Source organism: Myxococcus sp. CA033 (assembly GCF_013336625.1).
In the GTDB taxonomy this organism is placed as follows: Bacteria; Myxococcota; Myxococcia; order Myxococcales; family Myxococcaceae; genus Myxococcus; species Myxococcus llanfairpwllgwyngyllgogerychwyrndrobwllllantysiliogogogochensis.
In genome coordinates this window covers 54,277-69,525 of sequence record NZ_JABUMU010000018.1, presented here as the reverse complement: position 1 = coordinate 69,525, position 15,249 = coordinate 54,277, and the positions used below count along the sequence as shown (strand labels likewise).

Below are 15,249 nucleotides of genomic sequence, written 5' to 3'. Positions count from 1 at the left end.
TTCAGCGGTTCCCCGGCATGCACCTGGCGGCCGCGAGAAGTTTGGAGTGCAAGAAATGTCGCAGAAGACCTACAGCGCGAAGGCTGGGGACATCAAGCGCCAGTGGCACGTCATCGACGTGTCCGACAAGGTGCTGGGCCGCGCGGCGAGCCAGATTGCCACCCTGCTCAAGGGTAAGCACAAGGCCATCTACACGCCGTCCATCGATACGGGCGACCACGTCATCGTCATCAACGCCGAAAAGGTGAAGGTGACGGGAACGAAGGAGCAGGACAAGCTCTACTACCGGCACTCCCGTGCGGGTTTCCCCGGTGGTTTGAAGATCACCAACCTGGAGAAGCTCCGCCAGCGTCACCCCGAGGACGTCATCCTCAACGCCGTGCGCCGCATGTTGCCCCGCAACGCGCTCGGTCGGCAGATGATGACGAAGCTGAAGGTCTACGCAGGTGACACCCACCCGCACGCCGCCCAGAAGCCGGCCGCGTTCGCGGTCGAGGCGTAAGGGAGACAACGTCCATGCCCATTCACCAAGAGCTCGGTTTCTACGCCACCGGCCGCCGCAAGGAAGCCACCGCCCGCGTGTGGCTCCGTCCCGGCACGGGTCAGGTCACCATCAACGGTCGGGAGATCAACGACTACTTCGGTCGTGAGACCTCGAAGATGGTGCTCAATCAGCCTCTCGAGATCCTCGAGCAGAAGGGGAAGCTCGACGTCACCGTGAACGTTCGCGGCGGCGGTCTCTCCGGTCAGGCCGGTGCCATCCGTCACGGCATCGCTCGCGCCCTGTGCGCCTTCAACCCGGAGTTCCGTCCGGCGCTGAAGAAGGCCGGCTTCCTCACCCGCGATGCTCGCGCGGTCGAGCGCAAGAAGTACGGTCAGCCGGGCGCGCGTCGCCGGTTCCAGTTCTCCAAGCGCTAACCGCTCAGGTTGGTTGCTCGGTTGTCTCCCGCGGCGGAGGCTCTCTCACGAGGGTCTCCGCCGTGGTGTTTTCCGGGACTCACCATTTCCCTCGGTCGCTTCGGCGCGGGGGCGTCTGCTACGATTCCAGGCGCCCATGGAACTGAATGAGATTCTCCAGATCGCCCTGCGCGGCGGTGCCTCCGACATTCATCTCAAGGCAGGCCTGCCTCCCATGTTCCGGGTGGATGGCTCGCTGGTGCCGTTGAAGGACGGTCGTCGCCTCCCTCCGGAGGAGGTGGCGCGCATGGCCTTCGGCATCATGAACGAGTTCCAGAAGGAGAAGTTCAAGTCGAGCAACGAGGTGGACCTGGCGTACGGCGTGCCGGGCCTGGGCCGCTTCCGCGTGAACGTCTTCCAGCAGCGCGGCACGGTGGGCGCGGTGCTGCGTGTCATCCCGTTCAAGGTGATGACCATGCAGGACCTGCTGCTGCCCCAGGTGCTGGCGAAGATTTGTGGTGAGGAGCGCGGCCTGGTCCTGGTGACGGGGACGACGGGCTCGGGCAAGTCCACGACGTTGGCGGCGATGATCGACCACATCAACGCCAACGAGACCAGCCACATCATGACGATTGAGGACCCCATCGAGTTCCTCATCCGGGACAAGCGCTCCATCGTGAATCAGCGCGAAGTGGGCGTGGACACGATGAGCTTCGCGCAGGCGCTCAAGAGCGCGCTGCGGCAGGACCCGGACGTCATCCTCGTGGGCGAAATGAGAGATCACGAGACCATCGAGACGGCGCTGCACGCGGCGGAGACGGGCCACCTCGTCATGTCGACGCTGCACACGCTGGACGCGACCGAGACGGTCAACCGCATTGTCTCCGCCTTCCCTCCACACCAGCAGAAGCAGGTGCGCATCCAGCTCGCGAGCGTGCTCAAGGGCGTGGTCAGCCAGCGTCTGGTGCCGCGCGCGGACGGCAAGGGCCGCGTGGCCGCGGTGGAGGTGCTGCGCGTCACCGCGCGCGTGCGCGAGCTCATCGAGGACAAGGACCGGACGAAGGAGATTCACGACGCCATCGCCCAGGGCACCGACTCCTACGGCATGCAGACCTTCGACCAGTCGTTGATGAGCCTGGTGCGACAGGGGCTCGTCACCTACGAGGAGGCCCACCGGCAGGCGTCCAACCCGGACGACTTCGCGCTGCGCTTCTCCGGCATCAGCGGTACGTCCGACTCGAAGTGGGACAACTTCGACGCGAAGCCCGGCGATGCCCGCCCGATTCCCGGCTCGGCCGCCTTCGCGCAGAAGGGGGCTCCCACGGGAGCCGCCGCGCCGCCTCCGGCTTCACCGCCCACGCCGGTGCCCGCCCAGGCCCAGCGTCCGGGCCCGCCCATGGCTCCCGCCGCCGCCCGCCCGCCCGCGCCCGCCCAGGCCGCGCGTCCACCGGCCCCCGCGCCCGCTGCACGTCCTCCCGCTCCGGCCCCCGCGCCCGCACCGGCGGCCGGCGGCGACGACGACTTCCAGATCGAACGCTTCTGATGTGACAGCGGTGCCCATCCAATCGAACGGATGGGCCCGCTGGCCTGAGTGAGTCGCCCCGCACGGCAGCCCGTCAGCACCCGCCGACTGGACGGTTCGCCTGCGTGAGTCGCGCGGAGCGGGAGCCGCATCGTCCAGAGGGGCCGGCTCGCTCCGAGCGGTGGCTTCGGCCGGTTCAGCGGTTGACCAGGACCGTCCGAGCGCTTGACGTTGAGGCAGGGCAGGGGGCTCGCCCCTCCAGTCGCCCCGGGCCCTTCAGCCGCGAGCTTCGTCTCTACGCGTCTTCCTCACCGAGCATGGCGCGCAGCCGCGACAGGCGCAGCGGCCCCATGAGTCCCTCACGCGAGAGCACCTGGAGCAACTGCGCGGTGGCGTGCACCTTGGCCTCCTGCTCCTCCTCGGGCTTGTTGGCGATCTCCGCGTCGAAGAGCGAATCGATGTGCTCGGGGTTGATGGGCGCGGGCCCTTCTTCCCAGGCGATGTCGAAGAGCGCGCGGGCCATGGTCTCCCGCACCTTGCGCTCGCCGTCGTTCGGCGCGCCCTTCACGAACCCGAGGAAGAGGGCGTCCACCGCTTCCTTGGTGAGCCCCGCCAGCGCGGGCACTTCGCCCAGGGACTCCTTCACGTAGTCCCGGTCGAACGAATCCACGTCCTGCGCGTAGCCGAAGGCTTCCTCCAGGAGGATGGAGGCGATGAACGCGTCCGTCTCCTCCTCACTGGCGCCTTCCTCGGCCAGCGCCTCGCGGGCCTTGCGAGCCGGCTCGGCCAGCTCCGCGTCCTCCATCAGCGCGCGCGCGGAGGCATGGGCCGCCAGCAGCACGAGCGCGGCCTGGGCATCCGAGGACAGGACGCGGCCTCCCACGTCCATGAGGATGGAGGCCTGGCGCGGGTGAGCCTTGGCGGCCTCGGTGAAGGACTTCTCCTCCGGAGCGAGGGACTCTCCCGCCTGCTGCTTGCGGAGCGTCTCCTTCGCGACATCGGCGGTGAGGAAGCGGGCGAGGACAGGGTGCATGCTTGCGCCTGTTACCACATGCTACGTATCCCGCCATGCTCTCGGAGGATGAAGGACCGGAGGCCGTCCAGCGCGCCACGGATGCGGGCCTCAAGCTCCTGGCGGCCCGCGCCCGCACCCGCCACGAGTTGCTCCAGGCCCTGGAGAAAAAGGGCTTCCCGGCCTCCGTGCGCGACGCCGCGCTCGCCCGGCTCCAGGGCTGGGGTTACCTCGACGACACCCGCTTCGGCCGCGAGCGCGCCGCCTCCCTCCTGAAAGGCGGCAAGGGGCCCGCGGCCGTCCTCCATCGCCTCCACTCCCATGGGTTGTCCGAGGACGAGGCCCAAGGTGCGCTCGACTCCGCCCGGGACGCGGTGGAGTTCGACGCGGTGGCCGCCGCGCGCACGGCCCTGGAGAAGCGGGGGCTGTCGGCTCGCCCGCCCGACGGGAAGGCGTGGGCCCGCGCCGCACGGTTCCTGTCGGGTCGTGGATTCTCCCAGGACGTCATCCATCAGCTCCTGGGAGAACCTTCGCTGGACCCCTCGGGGCCGGACGAATAGCGTGGCGCCGATGCGTTCCGCCGTCGCCTTCCTGACCACCGTCCTGCTGCTCACCTCCGGTTGCGCCGCCCTCTCCGGCACGCAGGGCGGAGACCCTGACTACGCCGTCACCGCCGAGGAGAACCTCCGACTCGGCAGCGAGGCCCTGGAGAACAAGGACTTCCTCAAGTCCCAGAAGTACTTCGAGTACGTCCGCGCCAAGTTCCCCTACCAGGAGGCCGCGCGCGAAGCGGAGCTGCGACTGGCGGACCTGGACTTCGCTCGCGAGGCCTTTCCGGAGGCCCGGGACCAGTACCAGTCCTTCATCAAGCTCCACCCCACCCACGCCAAGGTGGACTACGCCGCCTTCCGCTCCGCCCTCACCCACGTGGAGGAGTATCCCTCCGACTTCTTCGCCCTCCCGCCCTCGGAGGAGAAGGACCAGGTGGAGATTCGCGCGGGGCTGTCCACCATGGAGGAGTTCCTCCGCCAGTACCCCGATTCGGAGTTCGCCCCAGAGGCCAAGAAGCATGCGGACGAGGCGCGCAAGCGGCTGGCCGAGCACGAGCTGTACGTGGCCCGCTTCTACACGAAGCGCGAGCGCTGGAAGGCCGTCGCCCAGCGACTGGAGGCCCTGCTCACCAAGTACCCGGGTACGCCCTTCGAGGAGGAGGCGCTCTTCGACCTGCATGAGGCGTACGTGAAGCTGAATGACCCGAAGCGCGCGGAGGAGACGCTGCGCCAGGTGCTGCGCCGCCTGCCCGGGACTCCCGCCGCGGAGAAGGCCCAGCGCATGCTGGGCACGTGAGGACGACGCAGCAGTGGAGCCGGCTGGGCGGCCTGTTCATCGCCGGACTGGCGGTGCTCGCCGCCTGCGCGGTGCTCGTCCCCCGGCTCCTGGGCTTCGCCGCGGGGCCCGAGGCGGAGGTCATCACCGTCCTGAAGCAGACCGAGGCCTACGGGCTTTCCCTGCCCATCCCCCACGCGGCCGTGCCGCTCGTCTCCCAGGAGCACCACTTCGCCCGCATCACCGTGACGGTGGAGCCCGGTGCGAAGCGGGCGGAGGCCTTCGCCACCCTCGACTTCAAGGGGACGCTGGGCCCTACCCAGGTGGGCACGGCCGGCGTGGAGCGCGTGCCCTTCGTCTTCAAGAATGGAGACTGGGAGCCCGAGCCCTCCGCCGCCCCCCGACTCGTCGCCGTGGTGGCCGCGCTGGAGGCCCGGCGCCGCGCGCTCGAGACGGCGAACGCGGAGGCCCTGAGTCGGCTGACCGTGCCGGGAAATCCCGGAGTGGCGGGACCCGAATGGGAAGAGCTGAAGATGATGCGAGGACGCGTCTATCGGGCGGAGGCGTGGTACATCCGTTTGGAGCGGGAGGAGGCGGTCGTCACGGAGCACTGGCGGCTGCAGGGCTCTCTCCCGTCGAGGCCGGTGGACACCCGGGGCCAACGGTCGCTGTCGCTCACGCTTCACGGTGATGAATTCTTGTTTTCGCCCGGGCTCATGTAGGCTACCTGCGTCGGAGGCAGGGCCCGAGGACGGGCCGAGTCATGGAAGAGCCCCTCAAGCAGCTACTGACCCTCGGGCGCGGCTACTTCGAGAAGAAGCAGTACGCCCAGGCCGAGCAGTACCTCGCGAAAATCGTCGAGCAGAATCCGACGTTCGCGGACGTATTCAACATGCTCGGCATCATCTACCACGACCAGGGCCAGTTCGCCCGGGCGCAGCGGGCGTTCGAGTCCGCGCTGAACCTGAATCCGGCGTACACCGAAGCGGCGCTGAACCTGGCGGTCATCTACAACGACATGGGGAAGTACGCCGAGGCGAAGGAGGTCTACCAGGCCGCCTTGTCCCGGCAGAAGACCGGCCCCGGTGAGTTGGACCCCTACGTCGAGAAGAAGATCGCCAACATGTACGGCGAGATTGGCGACGTGTACGCGTCCAGCGGCGCCTGGCAGAAGGCCGTCGAGGAGTACCGTCGCGCGCTGGGCCTGTGTCCCCAGTTCGTGGACATCCGCCTCAAGCTGGGCAACGCCCTGCGCGACGCGGGTGACAACGTGGCGGCCATCGCCGAGTACGAGCAGGTCATCGCCCAGAACCCATCCTTCATCCCAGGCCGTATCCAGTACGGCGTGGCGCTGTACTCCGCCGGTCGCAGGGCGGAGGCGGTGCAGGTGTGGGAGGACGTGCTGGCGCGCAGCCCGGACAACAAGAGCGCGCAGATGTATCTCAACCTGGTGAAGGACCCCGGCAAGGTGGAGCAGGCGGGTTGATGACCATGGATATTACGAAGACCTATGCCCTGAAGTTCATCTCCGGGAAGTACCAGGGCGGAGAGTTCCCGCTGAAGGCGGAGAAGCAGATCGTCATCGGCCGCTCCAGCGAGCTGGACATGGTGCTCGTCGAGGACATGGTCTCTCGCAAGCATGCGAAGATCAGCTTCTCGGATGGGAAGATCACCATCGAGGACCTCGGCTCGACCAACGGCACCTTCGTCAACGGCGAGAAGGTGAAGCAGGCCCGGCTCAAGGAGGGGGACCGCATCCTCATTGGCACCTCCATCCTCAAGCTCGTGCACCAGGGCGCTGACGGCGCCAACGTGGACGAGAGCATGGCCAAGCTGAAGCTGGAGGAGGCCGCCGCCGCCCAGGCCGCGCGGACCACCACCAAGGGCAGCTCCATGACGGGGAAGATTGAGGAAATCCCCCTGCCGGACCTGCTCCAGCTCTTCCACACCTCCAAGAAGAACGGCGTGCTGGTCGTCAACAGCGCCCAGGAGGGGAAGATCTACCTGCGCCAGGGTCGCGTGTACTACGCGGTCATCAACGAGAACCACAACCTGGGGCCGCAGAAGAGCTTCAACCGCATCATCACCTGGGAGCAGGGCGACTTCGAGCTGCGTCCGGCGGACAGCCAGGAGTTCATGGTGGAGCTGGACTCGTCCACGGAGGCGCTGCTGATGGATGCGCTCCGTCAGCTCGACGAGCTCAAGCGCCTCCAGCCGAGCCTGCCGCCCCCGGAGGCGATGCTCCAACTCGTCGTCCCACTGGCGGCGCCGCTCAAGGAACTCACGCCGGAGCTTTTGGACGTGCTCCAACTGGTCATCAACCAGGGCACCCTGGTGGGCGTGTTGGACCGCGCGGACGCGGATGATGTCGTCACGGCGGAGGGTCTGGTACAGCTCCTCAAGCGCGAGTACGTGCGCATCATCTGAGTCGGACACTTGGCCCGCCCCTCATCCGGGCGGGTCCGAAAAGGGGAACACGCCGTGGCGAACGCGAAGTCGGTGAAGCGCCTGCGCCTCACCGAGCTGAGTCACTGCGCGGGTTGCGCGGCGAAGCTCAAGGCCGGGGACCTGTCGAAAATCCTGGGGGGACTGAAGTCCTCCCGCGCCCCTCAGGCCCTGGTGGGCTTCAACACGAACGACGACGCGGCCGTCTACCGCCTCTCGCCCGGCCTCGCCGTGGTGGAGACCGTGGACTTCTTCCCGCCGGTGGTGGACGACCCGTTCCAGTTCGGGGCCATTGCCGCGGCGAATGCCCTCTCGGACATCTACGCGATGGGGGCGAAGCCACTGTTCGCGCTCAACCTCGTCGGCTTCCCGGACAGCCTCCCGCTGTCCGTGCTGTCGAAGATTCTCGCGGGGGGCCAGTCCAAGGTGGAAGAGGCGGGCATCTCCATCCTCGGGGGCCACAGCATTCGAGACCCGGAGCCCAAGTACGGCCTGGCCGTCACCGGCGTGGTGGATCCGAAGAAGGTCCTCACCAACGCGGGCGCGAAGCCGGGCGACGTGCTGCTGCTCACCAAGCCGCTGGGCACGGGCATCGCGACCACGGCCATCAAGCGCGGGCTCGCCTCGAAGCAGCTCCAGAAGCGCGTGGTCGCGGTGATGACCACCCTGAACCGCGCCGCGGGCGAGGTCTTCGCGTCCGGCAGGTTCAAGGTGAACGCGCTCACCGACGTGACGGGTTACGGGCTCCTGGGCCACCTGTTGGAGATGATGACGGGCGCGAAGACGCGCGCGGCCATCGACCTGGAGCGCATCCCCCTCATCGCCGAAGTGCCCGCGCTGGCCGAGGCGGGGGTGGTGCCCGGTGGCACCCGGTCCAACCTGGCCCACGTCCAGAAGAAGGTCCGCTTCCCCAAGGGGTTGCCGGAGGCGATTCAGTGGGTGCTCGCCGACGCTCAGACCAACGGTGGGCTGCTGGCCAGCGTGCCCGCGAGCGACGCGCTCAAGGCCCTCAAGGCCCTGGAGAAGGCGGGCGTGGACGCGGCCCTCATCGGTGAAGTCCGGGCGGGGCGCCCCGCAATCGAAGTCATCGGCTGAACCGCCGGACCGCCGAGCTTTAGAACCCGGGCCGGGCTGGGATTTCGCGCCCGGGGTGGGGCTCCGCTAGCATTCCACCCCGGCATGCCGCTGTCCCCCCGCCCCCTCCTGGCCTTCGTTGCCTTCCTCTGGCTCGTCCCCGTCACCGCCGGTGCCGGCGAGCGCCCCGCGCGCATCGTCATCGACCCGGGGCACGGTGGAATCAAGGAAGGCGCGAAGGGGCCGGGCGCGCTGCGCGAGAAGGAAGTGGCGCTCCAGATTGCCCACCGGCTGCGCTCGAAGCTGGAGGCGGCGGGTGGAGAGGTCTACCTGACGCGGGAGCGCGACGCGCTGGTGACGCTCACCGAGCGCGTGGAGATGACGAACGACCACGGCGCGGACCTCTTCATCTCCATCCACGCCAACTCCATGCCCACGCCCCGCATGCGCGCGCGCACCGAGGGCGTGGAGACCTACTTCCTGTCCGCCAGTGCCTCCGGTGAGGCGGCCCTCGCGGTCGCGGACCGGGAGAACGCGGAGGCGCCCATGTCCCGCGTGGCGCGTGGCGACTCGACGCTGGCGCTCATCCTCGAGGACCTGGTCCGCACGGAGGCGCACTCGGATTCCTCCCGGCTGGCCTATGCCATCCACCCCCGCCTGGTGGCTCGCACGCGCGCGGCGGACCGGGGCGTGCAACAGGCGCCCTTCTTCGTGCTCTCCGGCGTGGAGTGTCCGGCCGTGCTCGTCGAGGTGGGCTACATCTCCCATCCGGAGGAGGGCATGCGGCTGGGGCGGGACGACTACCAGGAGAAGCTGGCCGAGGCCATCAGCGAGGGCGTGCTCGCCTTCCTGCGTGAGACGCGTCGGCGGGATGCCGCCCGGCCCGCCCAGGTGGCGGGCCCTGTCTCCCCCTGAGTGGACAGGCGGGCGATGGGGACGCCACGCGCGCCGCGCGGCTCTGGTAGAGAAGGGACGCTCGCCTCACTTCCCCAGGAGCTCGCCGTGCGTTCCTTCCAACGTGGTGCGCTGGACCTTCGCCCCGTCATCATCACCCCCGGAGTGTCCCGCTATGCGGAGGGCTCCGTGCAGGTGGAGTTCGGCCACACCAAGGTGCTCGTCACGTGCTCCACCGAGGAGCGCGTCCCCCCGCACCTCATGGGCAAGGGCACCGGCTGGGTGACGGCCGAGTACGGCATGCTGCCCCGGGCCACGCACACGCGCAGCCACCGCGAGGCGGCCAAGGGAAAGCAGACCGGCCGCACCATGGAAATCCAGCGGCTCATCGGCCGCTCCCTGCGCGCCGCGGTGGACCTGACCACCCTGGGCACGCGCACCCTCACGCTGGACTGCGACGTGATTCAGGCGGACGGCGGCACGCGCACCGCCTCGATTACGGGCGCGTACGTGGCCCTGGTGCTCGCGCTGCGCTCGCTGCAGAAGGCGGGCACCCTCACCAAGACGCCCAAGCTGACGCCCATGGCCGCGGTGTCCGTGGGCGTGGTGGGGGGCGAGGTGCGTGTGGACCTGGACTACGAGGAGGACTCGAAGGCGGACGTGGACCTGAACATCGTGGCCACGGGGGACGGGCGCATGGTGGAAGTGCAGGGCACCGCCGAGCACCAGCTCTTCGACCGCAAGACGATGGACGCGATGCTCGACGGGGGGCTCGCCGCCATCCAGCAGCTCGTCGTCGCGCAGGCCAAGGCCCTCGAATGACGACGGGCACGTCGAAGCTCCTCTTCGCCACCACCAACAAGGGAAAGCTGCGCGAGCTGCGGGAGCTGGTGGGGGACTCGGTGGAGGTGGTGTCGCTTGGGGACCTGCCGCCCATCCCCGAGCCCGAGGAGGACGGCGACACCTTCGAGGCCAACGCGGTGAAGAAGGCGCTGGAGTATGCCCGGGCCACGGGACTGCCCGCGCTGGCGGACGACTCCGGACTTTGCGTGGACGCGCTGGATGGCCAGCCCGGCGTGTTGTCCGCCCGGTACGCGCCGGGGGATGACAAGGCCCGGTACCAGAAGCTGCTCTCCGCGCTGACCGGGGTGCCCGACGCGAAGCGCACGGCGTCGTTCCGCTGCGCGCTGGCGCTGGCGTGGCCGGACGGCCGGACGCACGTGGAGGAGGGGCGGTGCGAGGGCCGCATCGGCCACGCGCCGAGCGGGACGCATGGCTTCGGCTATGACCCCATCTTCATGTTTCCGGACAGTGGCCGGACGATGGCGGAGCTGACCCCGGAGGAGAAGTCCGCCGTGTCGCACCGGGGCGCGGCCTTCCGGAAGATGAAGCCCAGGCTGCTGATGCTCACCACGGGCACTTGAGCGAGCCCGTCAGACACGTTGTCCTTGCGCGTCCGTCCGCGATGGTTCAACAATGCCGCACTCTACTTTTCGGGGCGTAGCGCAGCCTGGTAGCGCACCTGCCTTGGGCGCAGGGGGTCGGAGGTTCGAATCCTCTCGCCCCGACTTTAAGTAGCGAAGTGGAAGCAGGCGGCCCGGCCAGCTCCAATAGCTCAGCTGGATAGAGCACCGACCTTCTAAGTCGGGGGTCGCAGGTTCGAGTCCTGCTTGGGGCGCCAACCTGGCTGCCGTGACATTTGGGCCTTGAACTGGCCCGGCTTTCCACGGTAGGGAAGCCACGCTTCAAACGCCGTTGCGGAACGGCGGCCATAGCTCAACTGGTTAGAGCGCTGGACTGTGACTCCAGAGGTTGCCGGTTCGACCCCGGTTGGCCGCCCACGTTTTTCCCTTCCGTACTCTGCGCTCGTAGCTCAACTGGATAGAGCACTGGGCTTCGAACCCAGGGGTTGGGGGTTCAAGTCCCTCCGAGCGCGCTCCAGTACCCTGTCCCTCCGATGATCCGCGCCCGAGCAACGGCGCCTCCGGAGAGACGCCCGCCCCTTCGCACCCGTGGATCCGCGTGGCCCGTCCTCCGCCGAGGCTCTTCCGGCGGAGGAGGACTTCACCGCGTCCGGGTGCGGATCAGGCTCCGTGCGAGGCGCCGTTGCCCTTGTCGGCGGTGGGCACCCGGCAGCGCAGCTCCGTCTCCGCCTCCAGCGCGAGCAGGTTGTCTCGCATCGCCTTGGCCCAGCGTGCTCGGGGCTGCTCCATCAGCTTCTCGTTCGCCAGCTCGATGCTCTCGCTCAGCTCCTCGTCGGAGAGCTCCGAGGCTGTCTTCCCCTTGTACGGGCCGAACGCCACCACCACGGCGCTGGCCTTGAGGCTGGCGCGCGGCGCGGACGGCTCGGCGGAGTGGGGTGCTTCAGCGGCATCCACCTCCACGGCCTTCGCCGACTCCTTGGGGGGAAGGGGCGCCAGTGGCACGTCGACGTCGAGCCTCTGTGGCTTCTCCTCCTTGGCGGGCGCGGCGGCCGGCAGGGTGGGGAAGGACGCCTTCACCGGGCCGGGACGCGCGCCCAGCACCTCGTAGGCGCCCGGGGGCTCCGCGTGGCTTGTGGCCACCGGCTCGAAGTCGTCCGCCGGCATCTCCTCGCGGACGTACAAGCCCCCGAAGGCCTCGGGATACGCCTTGCGCAGCGCCGCCACCCGGGCGCACTTTTCAATCATCGTCGTGGGAATCTTGGCCCACAGCGGCGTCTGCTGGACGTACCCGCTGAAGTCCAGCCACACCACGACGGGCAGCTTTCCGTCGCGCACCACGCGAGACCAGCCTCCCACCAGCGCACCCTTGCGCTTGGCCGGATTGAAGCGGTGCACGACTTCGCCCTTGCCCTGGTCCACGACGATATCGTCCTCGGCGAACACCGCGCTCGCCTGGATGCCCTTGAAGTCCGGAAAGCGCTCCGCTCGGGCGAGCATGCCGGCCTCGGAGGGCTGGAACTCGTACTTGTTCACCCAGTTGGGGCGCTCCCGGTTGCCGATGTTCTGCCGGCGGGCCACGCAGAAGGCCTCCTTGAGGAGGGGGTCCAACCCGCTGCGCTTGCACTGCTCGATGAAGAGGGCGAACTCGTCCTCGCTGATTCCCCGCGGGCAGATGGTGCGTCGAATCAGCTCCATGCGCTCCCGGCTCCAGTTGCCGAGGGCCGAGCCCGTTTCCTCCACCTTCGGGGACATGTTGGCTTCCGTCACTGTCGTCTCCTGCATACGTCCTGCGCGAAAAGGGCGGACGACCTCCGTCCGCCCGCCTGTGCCTCGGCGGTGCACCCGTGCGAATCCCGAATGGGGGCCCGTGCGTGCCCGCCGTCCCGGTGGACTGGGAAGGAAGGCCCGACGTGGCCTCGTTCAACAGAGGTGCTGGGAGTCTGTTTCATCCGCGCGAGGACCCACGGTGGCGCCAGCCCGTGGGGCGGGCGGCGCGGCGTCACCCGGACTCGGCGTCTCCGAGAGGTGATCGCTCAGCGTGGTAATGCAGGGGGGACGAAAATACTTTTTGACAGCGCGGCCGGCCTTCTATAGTTACCGCCGCCACTTGGACGTCACGCAGCCGACGGGCCAAGCGCAGTGCCGGGAGCGTAGCTCAATTGGCAGAGCAATGGACTCTTAATCCATAGGTTGTGGGTTCGATTCCCTCCGCTCTCATTACGGGGTCTCTCCAGCAATGGAGAGGCCCCGTTTGTTTTTCCGCGCAGCCGCCGCATGCTGATGTCCAGCGGACGTTTCGCGGTATGTACGGAACACGGCACGCGGCGCATCCGGGCGGGTGGCGAAACTGGTAGACGCGCCAGACTTAGGATCTGGTACCGCAAGGTGTGAGGGTTCGAGTCCCTCCTCGCCCATTTCGCGTTGACCCGTTCGTGCCTATCCCCTAAAGGCGCACGTCCCACTTAACCGGCGCCGCTCGGGACGACTGTCCGAGGCGGCGGCGAGCGAGGCCCGTATGAAGGTCCAGGTCGAGGAGCTCTCTCCCGTTGAGAAGAAGCTCTCCATCGAGGTCGAGTCCGCCCGCGTGGCGGAAGAGCTGAACCGCGCTTATTCCGCGCTGAGTAAGCAGGTGAAGCTGCCCGGCTTCCGCCAGGGCAAGGTTCCCCGGCGCATCCTGGAGCAGCGCTTCAAGGACCAGGTCGAGGACGAGGTCATCCAGCGCGTGGTGCAGACCGCCTACCTGGACGCCGTGCGCGAGCACAACGTGGAGGTCGTCGCCAGCCCGCAGGTGACCAACGCGGGCCTCAAGGCCGACGCCCCGTTCACCTTCGAGGCCCGGGTGGAGGTCAAGCCCAAGGTCGAGGCGAAGGAGTACGCGGAGCTGCCCCTGACGAAGTCGGACGCCGCCGTCACCGACGAGCAGGTCAACGAGCAGTTGGACCGCATGCGCCAGTCGCTGAGCCGGCTGGAGCCCGTGGCCGACCGCGACTCGGCGGCCTCCGGCGACTACGCCACCGTGGACTATGACGCCACCGTGGACGGCCAGCCGTTCACCGGCAGCAAGGCCGAGGGCATCACCGTCCAGGTGCAGCCCGGCGAGCTGGTGGAGTCGAAGATCGCCGCCCTGGAAGGCGTGAAGGTGGGCGAGTCCAAGGACATCGACTACGCCTTCCCCGCGGACTACCGGGTGGAAGAGGTGAAGGGGAAGACGGGCCGCTTCCACGTCACCCTCAAGGCGCTGAAGAAGGAGATCAGCCCCGAGCTCAACGACGAGTTCGCCAAGGAGACGGGCATCGCGCAGACGATGGAGGAGCTGCGCGGCAAGCTGCGCACCGACATGGAGAAGGCGCGCCGTTCGCAAGCGGACAACGACGAGCGCGAGGCCCTGGTGAAGGTGCTCGTGGAGCGCAACCCGTTCGAGGTCCCCCGCGCCATGGTGGAGCGCGCCATGGACTCCATGCTGCGTGGCGCCTTGCAGCAGCTGCAGCGCTCGGGCGTGGACCCCAGCCGTCTGAACCTGGACTTCAACCGGCTGCGCGAGGAGATGCGCGAGAAGGCCCTCCAGGAAGTGAAGGGCACGCTGCTCCTGGAGTCCATCGCCCTCAAGGAGGGCGTGCAGGCGTCCGACGCGGACGTGGAAGCGCGCATCGAGCAGCTCGCCGTCGAGGCGGGCCAGCCGGTGGCCGCCGTGAAGAAGTACTTCAAGGGTCCGGACGAGCGCCTCGGGTTGTCTCTGCGACTGCGCGAGGAAAAGACGATTGAATTCCTGAAGGGCCGGGCGAAGTATTCCTGAGGTTCTCTTCCGAGCCGTCTTCAGCGCTTCAGCCCGCTACTCGAGGTCGACATGCCCTTCATGCCCGTTCCCTACGTCATCGAGCAGACGCACCGCGGTGAGCGCTCGTACGACATCTACAGTCGGCTCCTGAAGGACCGCATCATCATGCTGGGCACCGAAATCGACGATGACGTGGCCAACGTCATCGTCGCCCAGCTGCTGTTCCTCGAGTCCGAAGACCCGGACAAGGACATCAACATCTACATCAACTCGCCGGGCGGCTCCGTGACGGCGGGCATGGCCATCTACGACACGATGCAGTACGTCAAGCCGCCGGTCTCCACCATCTGCGTGGGGCAGGCGGCGTCGATGGGGGCCGTGCTCCTGCTCGCCGGGACGAAGGGCAAGCGCTACTCGCTGCCCTCCAGCCGCATCATGATCCACCAGCCGCTGGGCGGGGTGCGGGGCCAGGCCACGGATATCGAAATCCAGGCCCGGGAAATCCTCCGGATGAAGGCGAAGCTCAACGAGATCATCGTCAAGCACACCGGGCAGACCATCGAGCGCGTCGAGAAGGACACGGATCGCGACTACTTCATGGGCGCCACGGAGGCGAAAGCCTACGGAATCGTGGATGAAATCCAGAACCCCCGAAAGGTCGTGGGGCTGGGCAAGGACGAGAAGAAGTAGCCGTTCGCCGGGGCTTGACGCCTCGGCCGGTGGCCGGAGCCGCGGGAATTCGTCCCCGCGCCTCCGGCTTTCTGCTTTCTGCGCCGACCCACTCTCCCTGTTAAGTACCGGGAAGGCGCGTGGACGTCCCTGATGGGGGCTGACTAGATTGCTTTGAGGCCGGGTCGGGTGGCGCGAGGCAGGGTGGCGG

Annotated in this window: 16 protein-coding genes and 6 tRNA genes; 20 read left to right on the top strand and 2 right to left on the bottom strand. The window is 68.1% G+C overall.

Annotated elements, in window-relative coordinates; genetic code table 11:
• Window positions 1-55 precede the first annotated feature (55 nt).
• The 3 genes from rplM (at window position 56) to HUA78_RS31870 (ending at window position 2,440) form a co-directional block, all read left to right on the top strand.
• On the top strand, window positions 56-502 hold the full coding sequence (rplM, locus tag HUA78_RS31880) for a 50S ribosomal protein L13 (RefSeq protein ID WP_141649452.1): 447 nt from the start codon (window positions 56-58) through the stop codon (window positions 500-502).
• A 14-nt stretch (window positions 503-516) separates the two neighbouring features.
• A complete protein-coding gene (rpsI, locus tag HUA78_RS31875) occupies window positions 517-918 on the top strand; it encodes a 30S ribosomal protein S9 (RefSeq protein ID WP_046712181.1) in 402 nt (133 codons plus the stop codon).
• Between the two features lie 136 nt (window positions 919-1,054).
• Window positions 1,055-2,440 carry a type IV pilus twitching motility protein PilT gene (locus tag HUA78_RS31870; protein ID WP_174464180.1) on the top strand — a complete coding sequence of 462 codons (1,386 nt, stop codon included), beginning with the start codon at window positions 1,055-1,057 and terminating at the stop codon, window positions 2,438-2,440.
• Between the two features lie 274 nt (window positions 2,441-2,714).
• Here HUA78_RS31870 and HUA78_RS31865 read toward each other — a convergent pair whose 3' ends face one another.
• Complete coding sequence (locus tag HUA78_RS31865) at window positions 2,715-3,452, bottom strand: hypothetical protein (protein WP_141642446.1); 738 nt, start codon at window positions 3,450-3,452, stop codon at window positions 2,715-2,717.
• Between the two features lie 35 nt (window positions 3,453-3,487).
• Between HUA78_RS31865 and HUA78_RS31860 the strand changes: the two genes are divergently transcribed.
• The 13 genes from HUA78_RS31860 (at window position 3,488) to HUA78_RS31800 (ending at window position 11,106) form a co-directional block, all read left to right on the top strand.
• Window positions 3,488-3,991, top strand: coding sequence for a regulatory protein RecX (locus HUA78_RS31860; protein ID WP_174466316.1), 504 nt, complete (start codon window positions 3,488-3,490; stop codon window positions 3,989-3,991).
• A gap of 10 nt (window positions 3,992-4,001) precedes the next feature.
• Window positions 4,002-4,778, top strand: coding sequence for an outer membrane protein assembly factor BamD (locus HUA78_RS31855; RefSeq protein ID WP_174458555.1), 777 nt, complete (start codon window positions 4,002-4,004; stop codon window positions 4,776-4,778).
• Window positions 4,775-5,479, top strand: coding sequence for a hypothetical protein (locus HUA78_RS31850; protein ID WP_174458556.1), 705 nt, complete (start codon window positions 4,775-4,777; stop codon window positions 5,477-5,479). Before HUA78_RS31855 ends, HUA78_RS31850 begins: the two co-directional genes overlap by 4 nt.
• A gap of 41 nt (window positions 5,480-5,520) precedes the next feature.
• Window positions 5,521-6,243 carry a lipopolysaccharide assembly protein LapB gene (locus HUA78_RS31845; RefSeq protein WP_141642442.1) on the top strand — a complete coding sequence of 241 codons (723 nt, stop codon included), beginning with the start codon at window positions 5,521-5,523 and terminating at the stop codon, window positions 6,241-6,243.
• 5 nt (window positions 6,244-6,248) lie between these two features.
• Window positions 6,249-7,184: an FHA domain-containing protein gene (locus tag HUA78_RS31840; RefSeq protein WP_174458602.1), complete on the top strand. Its 936-nt coding sequence runs from the start codon at window positions 6,249-6,251 to the stop codon at window positions 7,182-7,184.
• Between the two features lie 72 nt (window positions 7,185-7,256).
• Window positions 7,257-8,297: a selenide, water dikinase SelD gene (gene selD / locus HUA78_RS31835; RefSeq protein WP_371745706.1), complete on the top strand. Its 1,041-nt coding sequence runs from the start codon at window positions 7,257-7,259 to the stop codon at window positions 8,295-8,297.
• A gap of 84 nt (window positions 8,298-8,381) precedes the next feature.
• Window positions 8,382-9,191 (top strand): N-acetylmuramoyl-L-alanine amidase, encoded by an 810-nt coding sequence (locus HUA78_RS31830; RefSeq protein WP_174458558.1) that lies wholly within the window; start codon window positions 8,382-8,384, stop codon window positions 9,189-9,191.
• A gap of 87 nt (window positions 9,192-9,278) precedes the next feature.
• Window positions 9,279-9,992: a ribonuclease PH gene (gene rph / locus HUA78_RS31825; protein ID WP_141642439.1), complete on the top strand. Its 714-nt coding sequence runs from the start codon at window positions 9,279-9,281 to the stop codon at window positions 9,990-9,992.
• Window positions 9,989-10,594 carry an XTP/dITP diphosphatase gene (locus tag HUA78_RS31820; RefSeq protein ID WP_141642438.1) on the top strand — a complete coding sequence of 202 codons (606 nt, stop codon included), beginning with the start codon at window positions 9,989-9,991 and terminating at the stop codon, window positions 10,592-10,594. The genes rph and HUA78_RS31820 overlap by 4 nt, the downstream gene beginning before the upstream one ends.
• A gap of 70 nt (window positions 10,595-10,664) precedes the next feature.
• A tRNA-Pro gene (locus HUA78_RS31815) sits at window positions 10,665-10,738 on the top strand.
• Between the two features lie 36 nt (window positions 10,739-10,774).
• Window positions 10,775-10,851 (top strand) — tRNA-Arg (locus HUA78_RS31810).
• An 84-nt stretch (window positions 10,852-10,935) separates the two neighbouring features.
• Window positions 10,936-11,009: transfer RNA gene (locus HUA78_RS31805), tRNA-His, on the top strand.
• A 23-nt stretch (window positions 11,010-11,032) separates the two neighbouring features.
• Window positions 11,033-11,106: transfer RNA gene (locus HUA78_RS31800), tRNA-Arg, on the top strand.
• A gap of 148 nt (window positions 11,107-11,254) precedes the next feature.
• Here HUA78_RS31800 and bet read toward each other — a convergent pair.
• Window positions 11,255-12,346, bottom strand: a complete 1,092-nt coding sequence (gene bet, locus HUA78_RS31795; protein ID WP_174464177.1) for a phage recombination protein Bet — start codon at window positions 12,344-12,346, stop codon at window positions 11,255-11,257.
• A 392-nt stretch (window positions 12,347-12,738) separates the two neighbouring features.
• Here bet and HUA78_RS31790 point away from each other — a divergent pair.
• From HUA78_RS31790 to clpP, 4 genes are all read left to right on the top strand, one after another.
• Window positions 12,739-12,811 (top strand) — tRNA-Lys (locus tag HUA78_RS31790).
• A gap of 115 nt (window positions 12,812-12,926) precedes the next feature.
• Window positions 12,927-13,008: transfer RNA gene (locus HUA78_RS31785), tRNA-Leu, on the top strand.
• 101 nt (window positions 13,009-13,109) lie between these two features.
• Entirely contained in the window at window positions 13,110-14,387 is a 1,278-nt protein-coding gene (tig, locus tag HUA78_RS31780; protein ID WP_174458560.1) for a trigger factor, read from the top strand.
• Window positions 14,388-14,438: 51 nt separating this feature from the next.
• A complete protein-coding gene (gene clpP / locus HUA78_RS31775) occupies window positions 14,439-15,059 on the top strand; it encodes an ATP-dependent Clp endopeptidase proteolytic subunit ClpP (RefSeq protein ID WP_141642436.1) in 621 nt (206 codons plus the stop codon).
• The last annotated feature ends 190 nt before the right edge of the window (window positions 15,060-15,249 follow it).